This is a genomic window from Bartonella sp. HY038, assembly GCF_014117425.1.
Taxonomy (GTDB): Bacteria; Pseudomonadota; Alphaproteobacteria; order Rhizobiales; family Rhizobiaceae; genus HY038.
This window is the reverse complement of sequence record NZ_CP059725.1, coordinates 826,050-841,804: the sequence shown is the minus strand read 5'-3', so window position 1 is coordinate 841,804 and position 15,755 is coordinate 826,050. Positions and strand designations below refer to the sequence as shown.

Genomic DNA, 15,755 nt, shown 5'->3' with positions numbered 1-15,755 from the left:
GGCTATAAGGCTGAGACAGCCAGAAAGCAACCAACATTTGCGATCAAGAGATTAAATCAAAATTGATTAGTTTCTACCCGATATTCACCCGTCTTAGGATCTTGAACCAAAGTGCCTTTGGAGCCATTCTTGCGCTCTTGCTCAGCTCTTTTTACCCGCACAGCAACGCGATTAGATTCACGCTTTAAAACCTTGTAAAAATATACAAGACCAGCCACGACAATTGCCAAAAAGATAAAACGAGACATATTTAAAACCCTTTTCTTCGCAGCATGCAAATTACATTAGCAAACAAGTTAGCCGACTTCCACAATAGAACACATATCCCTAAATAACAGCGCCATACCATAAAAAAAGTGAAATTAGCGCATTTCCGAGCGTGATTTGCCCCTTATCTATTATAATATAGAATTAAATCGAAACGAAAATAGGGCATAGTGCCAATTATTTTTAAAATAAATAATATTTAATATTTTTAATAGCAATCGTCCCAATTTAAAAAATCGAGCAAAACAATATAGAACTAAAAACCTTATTATATTTTAGCATGAAGCTAAGGGTTAAAGAGGGTTGGTTATCTGCTGGTATAAAATAAATTGTTAGCAAAATTGCGTCCTAAAGATCGAACGTATTTGTTACGCAATGCGTTAGGCTCCAGTTGGAAGGAGCCTTATTGCCACGCTGAAGGGCATTTATGTGATGATGTTAGCGCTCGCATAATAATTGATGATAAGATGGGCTAAATCACGTTTTAACAATCCTTCCCAATATCTCTATAGCTGTCATTACGCGAAACTCCCCCGCATTATCTTTTAATTCTCCCGCATTATCTTTCAATAAAGTTTATACCAATCTATAAGTATTTCTAATGCGTGTAATGATTATAAGTGGCGTTTTAAACGCGCAATAATTAAAGACGGACCCGAAGAGGGCTTGCAGTTTACAGTTGGAATTAAGGATAATCAGATTCTAATTATAACTCTTGCGGACGCAAATGCTATATAACCTGAGCGACCTTATAAAATGGGGGGTGTTATGGACTACCACCAACTATAGATGCCGATCAGTACCGTCTATGGAACACAGTTGCGTTATGCCTTTCCGCTATAACTACCAGAGCAATACCGCACGCAAGGGCTAGAACTCGTTGCCATAAACTTTTTTGTTGATGATATGTTTAATGAGGGACCGCCTTTCTTGGGATTGGATAGTTTGCCAGTTACTGATGAAAACTGGTTTAATATAGAATTTTTAGGTTGCCAATACTCTCTTTTTTGGCTCACCGAAGAAGAATTCAATGGCCCCCATACGCACATTACCAGTGCTAGCCAACGAAAATGCCCTCGCTTGGCTAGTTAAAGAAATCACCAATTGATTATTTCGGCGAGGAAAATCTACCCTCAGCAGCACTCAATACAAATGGTATCGCAACCAAAGCAACAAAAATATATGCTTGGCGGTTTCAATTTTGGATATGGTATCGCACAGCTTGACTTAAAAAAATGTTAATAGATTGGGCTACATAAATTTTGACCTGTTATTTGCCTAACCATCAATAATAGCATTATATTGTGTCATTTAAGAATTGGCAGTAAAAAAGAAAAGGCGGCATTGCTGCCGCCCTTTTATGTAATAGGTTTAAAGCCCATAGCGTGACCATAAGGCACGCTCTTCAGCAACATCAACAATATTGCCAATTGCTTGACCAGCAATATCAGCATAAATTCCCGATGGCGATTTACGTCCAAGCAAGCCTTTTGATGCATTGATCAACCGCATTTGCATTTTGCTGCCATAGCGGTCTTTTAACACGCTTTGAATATCATTAAGCCCATCAACTAAGCCTAATTCTTTACCTTTAATACCAGTCCAGAACATGCCAGTGAAAAGATCTTCATTGTCGCTCAATTTGGTTTTACGACTATTTTTTACCAAATTAATAAAAGTTTCATGAATTTCCAACTGCAACTCTTTTAAATGATTAATATCACTTTCTTTTTCTGGAGAAAAAGGATCCAAAGTCGCCTTGTTCTTACCTGCGGTATAAACACGGCGCTCAACACCAATTTTCTTCATTAATTCAGGAAAACCAAATGAGGAAGAAACAACGCCTATTGAACCAACCACCGATGAAGGATCGGCAAAGATTTCATCGCCTGCACAAGCAATCATATAACCGCCTGATGCCGCCACATCTTCAACAAAGACAAGCACACGCTTGTTTTTTTCGCTAGCAAGGTCACGAATACGCTTATAAATAAGCCGCGACTGCACTGGCGAACCACCGGGCGAATTAATAACAATAGCAACGGCAGGTGCTTCTTTCATATTGAAAGCGCGCTCAAGCTGCTCTGCACAATTTGCAAGCGATAAATTGCTTTTAAGTGCCGATGATGAAGAACTAATGACACCTTGCAACCGCACAACTGGAATAGTTACGCCTTCAGAACGAAATTTACGAGGAATTAGTTTTTTAATCCAGTTAGCCAAGCTACATCTCCATTTTCAAAATTATATTGACTTATTTAATAGGTTTTTGGATAGGCTCTCGCAAGTAGCGACACAATTATTCTGCGACTATTCATCATATTTATCCCAAACACTCAATATTCCGTTGCAGATTGCATCGGTCCTAGGTGAAAATTTATTATCATCAGCATTATGCAATAATATTGGGCGAGCAAAAGACAATGCAGCGCGGCTACCCTTTTTTGCATAAACCAAAATACGAATTGCTGCTTGATGGGGGCGTGGATAAATAGGAATAATAACCACACCACCAAATCGCCCCTGCAAGGCAGGCAATATATCTTCAAGCGAGGTTGGGCGCGCAATTAACCCTATAAAACCACCCGGGCGCAACAGTGCGGCGGCAGTGCGAAGCCAAGCATCAAACATGCCTTCTGTCATCACATGCGCATCGGCCTTTTCCTTATCTGGCGTTGCGCGATCAGATTGTTCATTAAATGGTGGGTTCATAATTGCAAAATCAAAGCTATTATCAATAAGCCCTGCTTCTAAACGAGCCTTTCCACGCAATGTTACATCGGCATTTAGCAATGATGTCCGTGATTTAAATTGAATATTTTCGGGTAAGTGCAATGTCTTTTTTGCGTATTGCGCCATAAGGAGTGAGCGCTCCACCAAAGTTATTTTGGCATTATCACAGCGCGAAGCAACAGCAAGACCAGCCGCGCCTGCACCCGCACCAAGATCAACCAATTGGCCGCTAAAATCCGTTGGTACTAAGGCCGCAAGCATCATGGCATCCATGCCGGAGCGATGCCCAAAATTGCGGGGCTGCACAAGAGCAAAACGACCACGATGAAAAACGTCAATCGTTTCGTCAGTATTATCAAATGATAGTGGCATTGTCAGCATTCATGAAACGGAGTTACAGCTTTTTAAATTGTTTAAAACACTTTTAGGCTTTAAAGTAAAATTAAAACGCTTTTACAACACCAAAGATAATCCCTACCCTGCACTCTTGTTCGAAGATTTGTGCATAAGAATACCAATAATAAGGGCAGAAACTGTCATAGCAAAAATTAAAGTTACAGCAATAATACGCCCAATAAAGTGATCCATCATTAATAAAGTATCGGTGAAAAAGAACTTATTTAGCATATAAGAAAGACATGCAGCAGCAATACCCCAAATAATGACCATCAAAATAATTGACTTACTTTTTTGATATATAAAGGAATAAAGGGCAGAAAAAACTGCAATAGGAATAGCGACCAAAATGTAACTTATGACAAGCCGAATAGGAAGTTGCATATAAGCGTCAGTTATCGTTCGCCAAAAAAACTTGTCATATGTAAATGTACTTAAATTTGTTGGTATAGCCATACCATCTTTAGCGTAGATTTCGCTTAACTTCTTCAAGCTTTCATTTGTAAATTGCCACATTTCATTAATAAACAAAAACGGCGAGATTGTTAGACCAATTGCCACAAATAATGGCGTAAAGACTACCGCCATCCAAATAAGTTTTTTTTGCTCAGCCGTTAGCGCCATTGGCTAATTTCCTTTTAAATAGACTTAGTTTTGCATTCAATATTTTATCAAATCTCTTTAATATAAGCAGCCAACTAAACTCTATTGGCTAAATTTAAAAAAGAATAAAAGCGCAAAATTTTTAATCAAGCTGAAAATAGACATAAGTTTATAGCTATCTTGGGGTTGTGACCCAAGCTAACAATCACAAATTAATCACACAATATTTATATAAGTTGTCAAATCATTAATATTTTCAACTTCAACAAGCCAAATATCAGGATCAAAACGAAGCTCTTTTTCTAGCTTTTCAATCGCATTTACTTCTTCTGCATCAGTTAAAATTTTTATAAATAACCTACCACCGTCATTTTCTGCTTCTTCGTAAAAGCTTTGGGGTGCCGGTCCAAATAAGTCAACTTGATTATTTTTAAGACGCTGCATGATAAATATTGTACCAGCCTCTATTGCGCCGCGTCGCACAAGATAAGCAAAGCCATTGGCACCATTAATCTTGCGTATCAATTGCGCCACATAAAAATCAGATGTCAGCCGCAATCCCATAAAATAACTCCAATATTATAATAGCTATAAATGCGATATTAATCTTTAACGCATGTTTTAATATCTAGCACAAAAATACCAATAAAAAAGGCGGACTTATAGCCCGCCTTAAAAATTAACTTATAACATGCTTATTCCATAGTCGGGATAGAAAATTCTGCACCTTCACGAATGCCGGAAGGCCAACGCGAAGTAATAGTTTTTGTGCGTGTATAAAAGCGGAATGCATCAGGCCCATGCTGATTAAGATCACCAAATACCGAGGCTTTCCAGCCGCCAAATGTATAATAAGCAACCGGTGTTGGAATAGGCACATTTATGCCAATCATGCCAACTTCAACGCGGGCGGCAAAATCACGAGCCGTATCGCCATCGCGGGTAAATATTGCAACGCCATTGCCATAAAGATGGTCATTAGGCAAGCTAAGTGCTTCTTCATAATTAGCAGCACGCACAATTGATAAAACTGGGCCGAAAATTTCTTCCTTATAAATGCGCATATCGCGCGTCACATTATCAAATAGACATGGGCCAACATAATAACCGTTTTCATAGCCTTGCAAATTAAAACCACGACCATCAATTACAAGATTTGCACCTTCCTTAACGCCAATATCGACATAATCCAAAATGCGAGCCTTGGCTTCTTTGGTAACCACCGGGCCGTAATCAGCCTGCTTGTCAAGTGACGAGCCAACTTTAAGCGCTTTAATGCGTGGGATAAGCTTTTCAAGCAAACGTTCAGCTGTTTCTTCTCCAATTGGCACAGCCACAGAAATGGCCATACAACGCTCACCAGCAGAACCAAAGCCCGCACCAATCAAAGCATCAACTACTTGGTCCATATCAGCATCTGGCATGATGAGCATGTGGTTTTTGGCTCCACCAAAAGCTTGAACCCGTTTACCATTTGCGGCGGCGCGCCCATAAATATATTGTGCAATAGCAGTTGAGCCAACAAAGCTTATCGCTTTAATACCCGGTGCATCTAGCAAAGCATCTACTGCTTCTTTTCCACCATTTACAACATTTAAAATTCCCTCAGGACCACCTGCCTCTATAAATAATTCAGCAAGGCGCATAGGAACACCAGGATCACGCTCTGATGGCTTTAAAATAAACGCATTGCCGCAAGCAATAGCGGGTCCGCACATCCAAAGCGGGATCATTGCCGGAAAATTAAATGGCGTAATACCTGCCACAACTCCTAAGGCTTGGCGCATGGAATATGTATCAATACTAGGTCCTGCCCCATCTGTGTATTCACCTTTTTGCATATGGGGAACGCCAAGGCTTACCTCAACCACTTCCAAGCCGCGCTGAATATCACCAATAGCATCAGCAATTGTCTTGCCGTGTTCTTTTGCCAATAATTCTGCAAGGCTGTCAATTTCCTCTTCAATAAGAGATAAAAACTTTCGCATCACGCGCGCGCGCCGCTGTGGATTTACAGCTGCCCATGCTGGCTGAGCTTGCTTTGCGTTTTCTAGCGCCTCATTTATTTCAGCACTATTTGCTAAGGCAACCTTGCCAATGACTGAGCCATCAAACGGTTGGAATACATCAGCCTCTTGGCCACTTTTACCCGCCACATTTTTACCACCAATAAAATGCCCAATATTTCGCATGTTTTTCCTCCACTAAAAATGTCGTTAAGGCACAATAATGCCTTTACACCGTTTAAGGAACAAGCATTTTTCCTTATCTGTTGTGCAAATTTATGCATAGATTAAAAATAGAAAATATTGACTACCCATTACAATAAATTGTAGTTAAGTTATTTTTACTTGGGAGCAAAAATTGCAACAGCAGGCATCAAATGATGTACTAGAACATAATCATGATGACAGGCTGATAAAGCGCGGTCTTTTCGCGCGCATTTTACATGCCACAATTTTTGAAGTCATCGCCATTATTCTTACTGCACTTTTTCTTGTCGTTATAGAAGGAAAAAGCTTGGTAAGTATGGGCGTATTATCAATAATCATTTCACTTATAGCAACAGCTTGGAATGGTATTTTTAATTTTGCATTCGACCAATTACAAAAAAAATATCGCTTTTCACGCAGCAAATTGGTTCGCTTTTTACATGCATTGGGCTTTGAAGGCGGTTTATTAATCTTTACATTGCCATGCATTGCATTCTATCTAAATATCAGTCTTTGGTATGCATTTGTCCTAGATATAGGGCTTTTACTGTTCTTCCTCCCCTATTCCATAATTTTCAATTATATCTATGATAAGATTTATCTTCACTTTACTGCCAAAAGTTAAATCTTTAACTTCTAAGATTATCTCTTGATATTCAAAATTTCTATGGCATGGTGCATTTAAACTATATATCGTGCAATTATCAATCAGTTGGATTAATTGGCTCTTTAATTTTCAAGGAATATTCGGTTGCAAGCAGAAAACAGCAAATTAAAAACCAGTGACAATTATTTCTTCAGTGATCCTATCCTGTTTCAAACAGCATCACAGCTTGATATTTCACTGCTACCATCCTTTTCTGATCTTGGCGATTATACCGCAAGCATAGAGGCCGATGAGCGCGCGCGCCTTGCCCATCGTCACTTGCCAATGCTTAACCTTTATAATCAATGGGGCGAACTGCTTGAAGATGTTGATATCCACCCAGCCTATCATAGCCTATTAACGAGGTCTCGCGCGGCGGGCATTGCAGGTTCGCTTTATGAGGATAATCCTGAAGAAGAAGGAAAACGTGCCCAAACACGTATGATGAGGTTGTTTTTGCTTGGCGGCTTGGAAACTGGCCATTTACAAGAATTATGCATATCAAGCGCTGGCCTTGGCGCACTTCGCCATTGCGAGGAGCTTTATGAACAATGGCAGCCACAACTTGCAAGTCCGATGCATGACCCTGCCCGTATTGCCTTTCCACGCAAGGAAGGGGCAAGTATTTCCCTTGCTATCCAAGAATTAGCATCAGGCAAAAGCACTATATCAGCTTGCACAGCAAAAGCTGAAGCCATGTATGAAGACGGCGAAGGCGCAGATAGCGTTTTTCGCATCAGCGGCGAAAAAATAAGGGTTATAAATCCAGTTGCAGATGGCTTTTTAGTAAGCGCTGTCATTAAGGACAAGCCATGCCTTTTCCTTGTTCCACGTTTGCTTGGTTCTGGTCAATTAAATGGCATTAGTTTGCGCCCTGCCATTCAAGATGCATCAATCCTTACTGCACCTTTTGCCAGTATGATCTTTGAGCAGAGTGCCGGTTGGCTTGTTGCCAAGGAAGATCAGTTTACAACAATCATCAACGAAGTATTTGACAATCTTGGCAATGATAATGCCGTGATAAGTGCCAGCATAGCTCGCAGTGCCATGCGCGTTGCAGTTGACTTATTGCGCATGGAAAAAGAAAACGGCAAAGAAAATATATTTTATGGCCGCATGTTGGCCGATGCCGCACTCGACTGCGCCGCTTTAACAGTTTTGACCCTGCGGCTTGGCCAATCCATCGACATTGCTGCACAAAATGAAGTTCAGGCAGTTTGGGCAGAGCTTCTACGCCCGGTTGTTGCCTATTGGAGTGAACAACTCGCCCGCCAAATTACCGATTGCGCCATCACAACCCGAACTAATTTCCCACTTCAAAAGGGTGAACGTACCCATCGCGGCTTACGTTTTTTTGCGCGCAATCGCAGTTTTGAAAAAACGCCCAATGATCATATTCAAGATTTTATAAAAGCTGTAAAAAAATACCCCGATCATTTTGAAAATATTATTATTGGTCTTGCTGGCAATATTGGATCCGCCGGGCCAAGAACTGCCGAAGTCTTGCAAGTGGCGGCTAAAATGGCCGTTAATGATAGCGGATCGGCCTTTTTGCTGATGGAACAATTTGCCTATACTGCTGCTGCTGCCGCTTTAAGCCGCCTAGATATTGACATGGTAGCCAACGCCTTTGTTGAAAGCCGATTAGGTGGGCAATGGCGCTCGACTTATGGCATGATGAGTCCACGTTTTAATGCGACCTTTATTTTAGAAGCCCTATATCCATCCGCATAAGTGAAAATTTAAGCCTATCAGAAGATTTTCTCTGATAGGCTTTAATATAAACAATGAAATGGCTTCATGTGATACCAACACTCATACATTTTCTAACTAACAAAAGAATAGAAAATAATTCAATCTACAACGTTTCCATAATCTCACTTAACAACGTGAACGATTTTTTGCGCGCCTCATGATCATGAACCGTTGTTGTAACAATCAGCTCGTCAGCCTTAGTGCGCGCCAATAATTTAGTAAGGCCTTCGCGTACAGTTTGCGGTGAACCAATAACCGAGCATGAAAGCGTTTGCTCAAGGATCATCTGGAATTGCTCTGGCAAAGTTTTAGCAAAACTATCCTGCGGGCGCGGTAATGGACCTGCGCGGCCAGTGCGCAAATTAACAAAGGATTGTTGCAACGAAGTAAAGAGATATTGGGCTTCTTCATCACTATCGGCAACAATGGCATTAAGCGCCACCATTGCATGTGGTTTTGCTAAAGTCTCTGAAGGCTCAAACCGTTCCCGATAGATTTTTAACGCATTGTCAAGCTCAGCTGGCGCAAAATGCGAAGCAAAAGCATAAGGAAGCCCCAAAATTGCAGCCAATTGCGCGCCAAAAAGGCTGGAGCCTAAAATCCAAATTGGCACATTTTCTCCAGCTCCTGGAACTGCACGAACTTGCTGTCCTTGCGATGCCTCTTTAAAATAACCAAGCAGTTCCACCACATCTTGGGGAAAAGAATTGGCATCAAGATCGTGACGATGGCGTAAGGCGCGTGCAGTAAGCTGGTCGGTGCCAGGCGCGCGCCCTAAACCTAATTCGATACGCCCTGGATAAAGCGCCGATAGCGTTCCAAATTGCTCGGCAATAACCAAAGGGGAATGGTTGGGCAGCATAATGCCGCCCGATCCTAAAATAATTTTATTGGTGACTGCCGCTACTTGACCAATTAAAACCGCAGTCGCGGCACTGGCAATACCTGTCATATTATGGTGTTCAGCATACCAAATACGCTTAAAACCAAGGTTCTCGACATGGCGTGCAAGGTCTATAGAATTGCGCAAAGCATCTTTAGGCGCGCTCCCTTCAGGAACATTGGATAAATCAAGAACGGAAAGTTTCATTTGCCCTATCTTTTCACGCGTCAACGCGCCATTAGTGTTTAACTTAATTTATAAATTATTTGGGTTTGCGAGGGCACAAATTCAAGAGTGAAAATAAACGCATAGGCAGCTAAATGCTTAGGGTCAGGACTCATTAATTTACATGAAATGGCACAATAAACAGCAAAAATATAAAAGAAGGAAAGCGAAAAGTGGGTGGTATACTCATTTGAGCTTTACGACGCTGTGATTACAGCTGTTTTGGTGTCCTTTCAGGATATGTTAAATTTTCGTGATAACTTTGTCGAATAGCTTTGAAAATATTCATACTTCTCGGCAACTCTTCTCGTATTTAATCTTTGGGTTCTCACAAAAATTTCGTCATACCATTTCGTTCAAATTAATCGGTGCTGACCCTAAAGCTTTTACATGTGAAATAAAACTAATGAAAAAAATAGCCTTACAATGATTTACAGTGATTTATATTGTTGGCAAATAGTATTTTAAGCTAAATTAAAGTTGTAAACGTCGCCAAAATGATCAGAATATGGTAAAGTTTTAAATTAGATTTGGGGTATCATGAAGAATATTATTGCTTTTATTATTTTTGTATTTTTAACTCTTACTAGTTATCGCGCGGTAGCACAAAATACAAACGAACGCTGTCCTGCGGACACTGAGCAGGCCTATAAAACCGTTTTACAGTTAAAAGAAATTAGCAAGTTTGACGATATTTTGACTTGTCTAAAAGATAAAGCCCTATTGCTAAAAGTGTTAGAGACAGCACAAAACAACGATTTAGATGCGATTGAAATTGCGGGCACAGCATATATTGCTGGGGTAGAAGGCATCCTTACACCTAATTATCTAATCGGTAATGATTATTACAAACGATTCAAAAAACAAACCAATGGTCAAGTATCTAATATCGAGGAACTTGATATGGTCATTAAGAATACAAAATTCCTTGTTCAAACGGCAAAAGGTGAAAAACAACTGCTTTATGCAACAATGCAAATTGAAGAACAATTGGGTTGGAATGAATGCGATGAAGCGGTATTTAGCATTTCACCTACCATTCTCATGCAAACCAGCAAACAAACAGAAGATGTAGAAAAACTCAATAATGCATTAAATCTTTGTGTAAAAAACGCTAAGATTTTTGAATTTAATTTACGTAGCCCTATCTATTTAACACAGTTATATCGGCTTTTAGGTGACGATCAGTCCGCCCAAGAAGTACATGAAGCGGCACTTTTGCAAAATGGCATCCGCATCAGTGGCGATCATTTAAAAGCACTAGGTGATAAAGAATTTTATAAAAAGAAACAGGATGCCCAAGCCAACTATCTTGCTGCCGCAATTGCGGGCAACAAAAAGTCAATATGCTTACTTGGACATAGTTATCTCTATCCTGATTTGGCACCCAAAATGCTACAAAAACCACAAGATTATCAAGAGGAATACACCAAAATTATTGCTTGGTATGATCTAGGGATTAGCAAAGGCGAAAGTGACTGCAAAGATTTTCGCGATGATTTGGTAAAATTGCTTGGTAAAAACAAATAAAAACCACGCAAAAACAACGAAGACGAGCTTTGTGATATTTATACAAACCTTATATAAAACAATCAGTTAATTAATCACTATCTATTTAATTTTTACTTTAAAAGGATATCTAGCAAAGATTGAAAAACTGCTAGATATCCTAATCCCTAATTATTTTTTGACAATAGCATCAATGCCAGCTTGGGCGCATTCGGCATCAATAGCACCGCTTGGCGCGCCACCAACACCAATACCACCAACCAATGCATCACCAATTTTAATTGGCAAACCACCGCCTTGGATAACAAAACGCACATCCATATCACGAAGGCCTGCATTTTCTGGATTTTTGGCAATAAATTCCGCAAGGCTAGCGCTATCGCGTCCCATAGCAGCCGATGTAAATGCCTTGCCTTGCGCGCTGCCTGCCGTATGAGGACCCGACTGATCTGCTTTTAACAACACTTTGGTTGAACCGTCTCTTAAGACAATGGCAACGCTAACATTATGCCCCTTAGCCGCACATGCATCAAGAGCTGCATGAGCTGCCTTTCCCGCAAGGCTTAATGGTAAATAGGGTGCTGTTGGCAAATCTTGTGCAAAAGCAAAACTAGGCAAAAGACCAAGAGATAAAATCATCAATATGCGTTTCATAATAGCTATCCTTTTTAAGGGTAATCGATTATATGCAGTAAACTGCAAATGATATTTTTAAATTGTCACTTTTAGTACGATACTACTATGACATTACCGTTTCTCGCTTTCAAGAAACAATAATGCTTTGATTGTTTATCCCTTGCACCTAAAGCGGTGCCATATCACCTTTGGCCCAAGCTTCGCTGGTTTCACCACAAAAATCATCATATCGGCCAGCTTCAATCGCTGCCCTTATGCCTGCCATTAAGTCTTGATAATAGCTAAGATTATTCCACGTTAACAACATTGAACCTAAAGCCTCATTGGATTTTATCAAATGATGTAAATATGCGCGGCTATAATCACGCGCGGCAGGGCAAGAAGATTGAGGGTCTAGTGGGCGGTGGTCTTCATTATGTCGTGCATTGCGTAGATTGACCTTGCCAAAGCGCGTAAAAGCCAAACCATGGCGCCCAGCGCGCGTGGGCATCACGCAATCAAACATATCAATACCGCGTGCAACAGCTTTAATAATGTCGTCAGGCGTGCCAACACCCATCAAATAGCGTGGCTTTTCACGTGGTAAAATTGGACAAGTAACATCCAGCATATCCATCATCACTTGTTGCGGTTCACCAACCGCAAGGCCGCCAACGGCATAGCCTTTAAGATCCAGTTCCTTTAATGCTTCTGCTGAGCGTTCACGCAAAGGCACATTATCACCACCCTGCACAATACCAAACATCGCCTTGCCAGCCTGAATCCCAAAGGCATCCTTACAACGCTGTGCCCAGCGCAAGGATAATTCCATGGCTTTTTCCATTTCATTAAAGGTCGCTGGCAATGCCACACATTGATCAAGCTGCATTTGGATATCTGAATCAAGTAAGCCCTGAATTTCAATCGAGCGTTCAGGCGACATTTCATAGCGACGGCCATCAATATGGGATTGGAAGGTGACACCTTTTTCATCTAATTTACGTAAACCCGCTAAGGACATTACCTGAAAACCGCCTGAATCGGTAAGAATTGGCCCTTGCCAACGGGCAAATTCATGCAAGCCACCAAGCTTTGCAACCCGCTCCGCCCCCGGGCGCAGCATTAGATGATAGGTATTGCCAAGAATAATATCTGCGCCAAGGTCTTTAACCTGATCCATATACATGGCTTTTACCGTACCGCCCGTGCCAACAGGCATAAAGGCCGGCGTGCGAACGGTGCCGCGTGGCATGGTGATTTCGCCGCGCCGTGCCTTTTTATCTTCTGCAATCAATTTAAAGGTAAAATTTTCGCTCATTTTATTTATCCTGCAGTTTTAAAGCATCATCATTGCGCGTTAATAAGCTACTATCGCCATAAGAATAAAAACGATAGTCATTATCAATTGCATGCATATAGGCGTTTTTCATCACATCTAATCCAGCAAAAGCTGAAACCAGCATAAACAGCGTTGAACGCGGTAAATGGAAATTGGTAATCAACTGATCAACAATTTTAAACCGATAACCGGGCGTTATAAAAATATCGGTAGCACCAGACCATGCTGCTAAGCTACCATCATCTTTTGCCGCACTTTCAAGCAAACGCAATGCAGTTGTACCAACGGCGACGATACGCCCACCGCGTGCGCGCACAGCATTTAAATGATCTGCAACCTCTTGGCTGATATGACCAATTTCTGAATGCATTTTGTGGTCAATCGTATCATCTACTTTAACCGGTAAAAATGTACCCGCACCAACATGCAAAGTTACAAAATGCTGTTCGAGCCCTTTTTCTTTCAAACTATCAAGTAGGCTATTGGTAAAATGCAAGCCCGCAGTTGGTGCAGCAACAGCGCCCTCTTCACGCGCAAAAACCGTTTGATAATCCTTGGTATCCTGTGCATCTTCACCGCGCCTTGCCGCAATATAAGGTGGTAAAGGCATATGCCCAATAAAGGCTATCGCACTATCAAGTTCAGCGCCAGACTTATCGAAGGTAAGCAGCATTTCGCCAGCTTCCCCCTTTTCACTAACCTGCGCTTCCAATCTTTGATCTGCCTTGCTAAAGACAATAATCTCGCCCTCGTTTAACCGTTTGGCTGGGCGCACAAAAGCTTTCCAACTATTAGGTGACATGCGCATATGCAGGGTTGCACCAATATGGGCGACAGCCTCACCGCGTGTTCGTGTGCCTTCAAGCCGCGCTGGGATAACCTTAGTATCATTAAAAACCAATGCGTCCCCTGCCCGCAAAAGCTGCGGTAAATCGCCAATATGGAAATCACTTGGAATATGGCTTTCATCAACGACCAATAATTTTGCAGCCTCGCGCGGCACCAAAGGGCGCAAAGCAATATGGCTTTCCGGCAATTCAAAATCAAAAAGGTCTACATTCATGGAAATAACTAACTATTGGAACATGGATAAAAAGGGTAAAACTTAGCATAAGGTTTTGTGTTGGTGATTGATAGTCATATTTTAAACTTACTATGCAAGTTTATGACATAAAAAAGCGGAGCATATTGCTATGCCCCGCTTTATTCGACTAATCAAATATTTACTCAGCGTCAGAGGCAACATATGCCTTCAAGATAACATCTGGATCACGCACAGGCTCACCGCGCTTGATTTTATCGACATTTTCCATGCCTTCAATCACTTGACCCCAAACGGTATATTGGCGATCAAGAAATGATGCATCTTCAAAACAGATGAAGAATTGTGAATTCGCTGAATTTGGATTTTGGCTACGCGCCATTGAAGCTGCACCACGAACGTGCTTAGCATTAGAAAATTCTGCCTTAAGATCTGGCTTTGAAGAGCCACCCATGCCAGCACGCGCTGCATTAAACTTAGCTGAATCGGTTTTACCATATTCAACATCGCCAGTTTGCGCCATAAAACCATCAATTACGCGGTGGAACACAACATTATCATAGGCGCCCTCGCGAGCGAGTTCCTTAATACGCTCTACGTGACCAGGAGCAAGATCAGGAAATAGCTCAATTGCTACATTTCCCTTGGTTGTTTCAAGGATGAGGGTATTTTCCGGATCTTTATAAGCCATTCGACATTACTCCTGTTGTTTTTTCCCTTTTTATGCAAAGGGCCAATTATGTCAATAAGCAGATAGAGTTTTAATAGAATTAAAAATAAACTATCCGCTTAAAAATGAGAAAGCACCCAGTCATGAGCGCGTATTAAATTATTTGGGTTATTTTACTGAAGATACAAGACCTGCCTTAATAATATGGTCAGGATTTTCAACTTTACCATTATCGCTGCTAGAGCCCTTTTTAATTTTATCGACCACGTTCATACCTTTGATAACCTTGCCAACAACAGTATATTGACCATTTAGGCTTGATGCTGAATCAAAACAAATGAAGAATTGTGAATTAGCTGAATTTGGATTTTGGCTCCGCGCCATACCAACAGTACCACGCACAAATGGTTCTTTTGAAAATTCTGCATTAATATTTGGATAATTTGAGCCACCCATACCCGCAGAATTGGCATCAAAGCCTTTTTTCAAATTACCAAATTGCACATCACCAGTTTGCGCCATAAAACCATCAATCACGCGGTGAAAAACCACATCATTATAGGCGCCATCGCGTACAAGCTTTTTAATTTGCTCAACATGCTTTGGCGCAAGGTCGGGGCGCAATTGGATAGCAACATCACCATCTTTTAATGTAAGAACAAGGATATTGTCATTATCTGCAGCCGACGAAGGTGCGATAAAGGCTAAACTCGCGGCAATAAACAGCATAATTGCTGCAATTTTTTTAAACAAAGTCATAGTGATAAAAACTCCAATAGTGTTTGACTACATTTAATTTTCTATTGAAAATCAAATGAAAAGCCGAAGCTTGGCTAAAACTTAAATACTATGCAAATTT

At 41.0% G+C, this 15,755-nt stretch carries 16 protein-coding genes; 4 read left to right on the top strand and 12 right to left on the bottom strand.

The genetic code is table 11. The features are described 5' to 3' along the window. Window positions 1-56: 56 nt before the first annotated feature. Window positions 57-248 (bottom strand): hypothetical protein, encoded by a 192-nt coding sequence (locus H3299_RS03500; RefSeq protein WP_182418936.1) that lies wholly within the window; start codon window positions 246-248, stop codon window positions 57-59. A gap of 949 nt (window positions 249-1,197) precedes the next feature. Between H3299_RS03500 and H3299_RS03495 the strand changes: the two genes are divergently transcribed. After that, a complete protein-coding gene (locus tag H3299_RS03495) occupies window positions 1,198-1,359 on the top strand; it encodes a hypothetical protein (RefSeq protein ID WP_182418935.1) in 162 nt (53 codons plus the stop codon). A 279-nt stretch (window positions 1,360-1,638) separates the two neighbouring features. Here the strand turns inward: H3299_RS03495 and H3299_RS03490 are convergent, their stop codons facing one another. From H3299_RS03490 to H3299_RS03470, 5 genes are all read right to left on the bottom strand, one after another. Continuing rightward, a complete protein-coding gene (locus tag H3299_RS03490; RefSeq protein ID WP_182418934.1) occupies window positions 1,639-2,490 on the bottom strand; it encodes a S49 family peptidase in 852 nt (283 codons plus the stop codon). Window positions 2,491-2,577: 87 nt separating this feature from the next. Further along, window positions 2,578-3,372: a tRNA1(Val) (adenine(37)-N6)-methyltransferase gene (locus H3299_RS03485; RefSeq protein ID WP_182418933.1), complete on the bottom strand. Its 795-nt coding sequence runs from the start codon at window positions 3,370-3,372 to the stop codon at window positions 2,578-2,580. Between the two features lie 102 nt (window positions 3,373-3,474). Next, window positions 3,475-4,020 (bottom strand): hypothetical protein, encoded by a 546-nt coding sequence (locus H3299_RS03480; RefSeq protein ID WP_182418932.1) that lies wholly within the window; start codon window positions 4,018-4,020, stop codon window positions 3,475-3,477. A 195-nt stretch (window positions 4,021-4,215) separates the two neighbouring features. Next, a complete protein-coding gene (locus H3299_RS03475) occupies window positions 4,216-4,557 on the bottom strand; it encodes a DUF1491 family protein (protein ID WP_182419622.1) in 342 nt (113 codons plus the stop codon). A 137-nt stretch (window positions 4,558-4,694) separates the two neighbouring features. Beyond that, a complete protein-coding gene (locus H3299_RS03470; protein WP_182418931.1) occupies window positions 4,695-6,191 on the bottom strand; it encodes a CoA-acylating methylmalonate-semialdehyde dehydrogenase in 1,497 nt (498 codons plus the stop codon). 172 nt (window positions 6,192-6,363) lie between these two features. Here H3299_RS03470 and H3299_RS03465 point away from each other — a divergent pair, with 172 nt between their 5' ends. Both H3299_RS03465 and H3299_RS03460 read left to right on the top strand, forming a co-directional pair. Further along, window positions 6,364-6,837, top strand: coding sequence for a PACE efflux transporter (locus H3299_RS03465; RefSeq protein WP_210276134.1), 474 nt, complete (start codon window positions 6,364-6,366; stop codon window positions 6,835-6,837). 126 nt (window positions 6,838-6,963) lie between these two features. Continuing rightward, window positions 6,964-8,592, top strand: coding sequence for a hypothetical protein (locus H3299_RS03460; RefSeq protein ID WP_182418930.1), 1,629 nt, complete (start codon window positions 6,964-6,966; stop codon window positions 8,590-8,592). Window positions 8,593-8,716: 124 nt separating this feature from the next. On the opposite strand, the gene H3299_RS03455 is transcribed toward H3299_RS03460, so the two are convergent. Beyond that, window positions 8,717-9,703 carry an LLM class flavin-dependent oxidoreductase gene (locus tag H3299_RS03455; protein WP_182418929.1) on the bottom strand — a complete coding sequence of 329 codons (987 nt, stop codon included), beginning with the start codon at window positions 9,701-9,703 and terminating at the stop codon, window positions 8,717-8,719. Between the two features lie 558 nt (window positions 9,704-10,261). Between H3299_RS03455 and H3299_RS03450 the strand changes: the two genes are divergently transcribed. Further along, window positions 10,262-11,251: a hypothetical protein gene (locus H3299_RS03450; RefSeq protein WP_182418928.1), complete on the top strand. Its 990-nt coding sequence runs from the start codon at window positions 10,262-10,264 to the stop codon at window positions 11,249-11,251. Window positions 11,252-11,401: 150 nt separating this feature from the next. On the opposite strand, the gene H3299_RS03445 is transcribed toward H3299_RS03450, so the two are convergent. From H3299_RS03445 to H3299_RS03425, 5 genes are all read right to left on the bottom strand, one after another. Then, window positions 11,402-11,884 carry a heme-binding protein gene (locus H3299_RS03445; RefSeq protein WP_182418927.1) on the bottom strand — a complete coding sequence of 161 codons (483 nt, stop codon included), beginning with the start codon at window positions 11,882-11,884 and terminating at the stop codon, window positions 11,402-11,404. Window positions 11,885-12,032: 148 nt separating this feature from the next. Further along, window positions 12,033-13,163: a tRNA guanosine(34) transglycosylase Tgt gene (gene tgt / locus H3299_RS03440; RefSeq protein ID WP_182418926.1), complete on the bottom strand. Its 1,131-nt coding sequence runs from the start codon at window positions 13,161-13,163 to the stop codon at window positions 12,033-12,035. Between the two features lies 1 nt (window position 13,164). Next, window positions 13,165-14,247 carry a tRNA preQ1(34) S-adenosylmethionine ribosyltransferase-isomerase QueA gene (gene queA, locus H3299_RS03435; protein WP_182418925.1) on the bottom strand — a complete coding sequence of 361 codons (1,083 nt, stop codon included), beginning with the start codon at window positions 14,245-14,247 and terminating at the stop codon, window positions 13,165-13,167. Window positions 14,248-14,407: 160 nt separating this feature from the next. After that, a complete protein-coding gene (locus H3299_RS03430) occupies window positions 14,408-14,917 on the bottom strand; it encodes a peptidylprolyl isomerase (RefSeq protein ID WP_182418924.1) in 510 nt (169 codons plus the stop codon). Between the two features lie 147 nt (window positions 14,918-15,064). Further along, window positions 15,065-15,625, bottom strand: a complete 561-nt coding sequence (locus H3299_RS03425) for a peptidylprolyl isomerase (RefSeq protein WP_246708198.1) — start codon at window positions 15,623-15,625, stop codon at window positions 15,065-15,067. Window positions 15,626-15,755 lie beyond the last annotated feature (130 nt).

Coding starts and splice junctions, on each gene's coding strand:
- H3299_RS03445 (WP_182418927.1), bottom strand. CDS start 11,884: ATGAAACGCATATTGATGATTTTATCTCTTGGTCTTTTGCCTAGTTTT.
- H3299_RS03430 (WP_182418924.1), bottom strand. CDS start 14,917: ATGGCTTATAAAGATCCGGAAAATACCCTCATCCTTGAAACAACCAAG.
- H3299_RS03450 (WP_182418928.1), top strand. CDS start 10,262: ATGAAGAATATTATTGCTTTTATTATTTTTGTATTTTTAACTCTTACT.
- H3299_RS03470 (WP_182418931.1), bottom strand. CDS start 6,191: ATGCGAAATATTGGGCATTTTATTGGTGGTAAAAATGTGGCGGGTAAA.
- tgt (WP_182418926.1), bottom strand. CDS start 13,163: ATGAGCGAAAATTTTACCTTTAAATTGATTGCAGAAGATAAAAAGGCA.
- H3299_RS03455 (WP_182418929.1), bottom strand. CDS start 9,703: ATGAAACTTTCCGTTCTTGATTTATCCAATGTTCCTGAAGGGAGCGCG.
- H3299_RS03480 (WP_182418932.1), bottom strand. CDS start 4,020: ATGGCGCTAACGGCTGAGCAAAAAAAACTTATTTGGATGGCGGTAGTC.
- queA (WP_182418925.1), bottom strand. CDS start 14,247: ATGAATGTAGACCTTTTTGATTTTGAATTGCCGGAAAGCCATATTGCT.
- H3299_RS03500 (WP_182418936.1), bottom strand. CDS start 248: ATGTCTCGTTTTATCTTTTTGGCAATTGTCGTGGCTGGTCTTGTATAT.
- H3299_RS03485 (WP_182418933.1), bottom strand. CDS start 3,372: ATGCCACTATCATTTGATAATACTGACGAAACGATTGACGTTTTTCAT.
- H3299_RS03425 (WP_246708198.1), bottom strand. CDS start 15,625: ATGCTGTTTATTGCCGCGAGTTTAGCCTTTATCGCACCTTCGTCGGCT.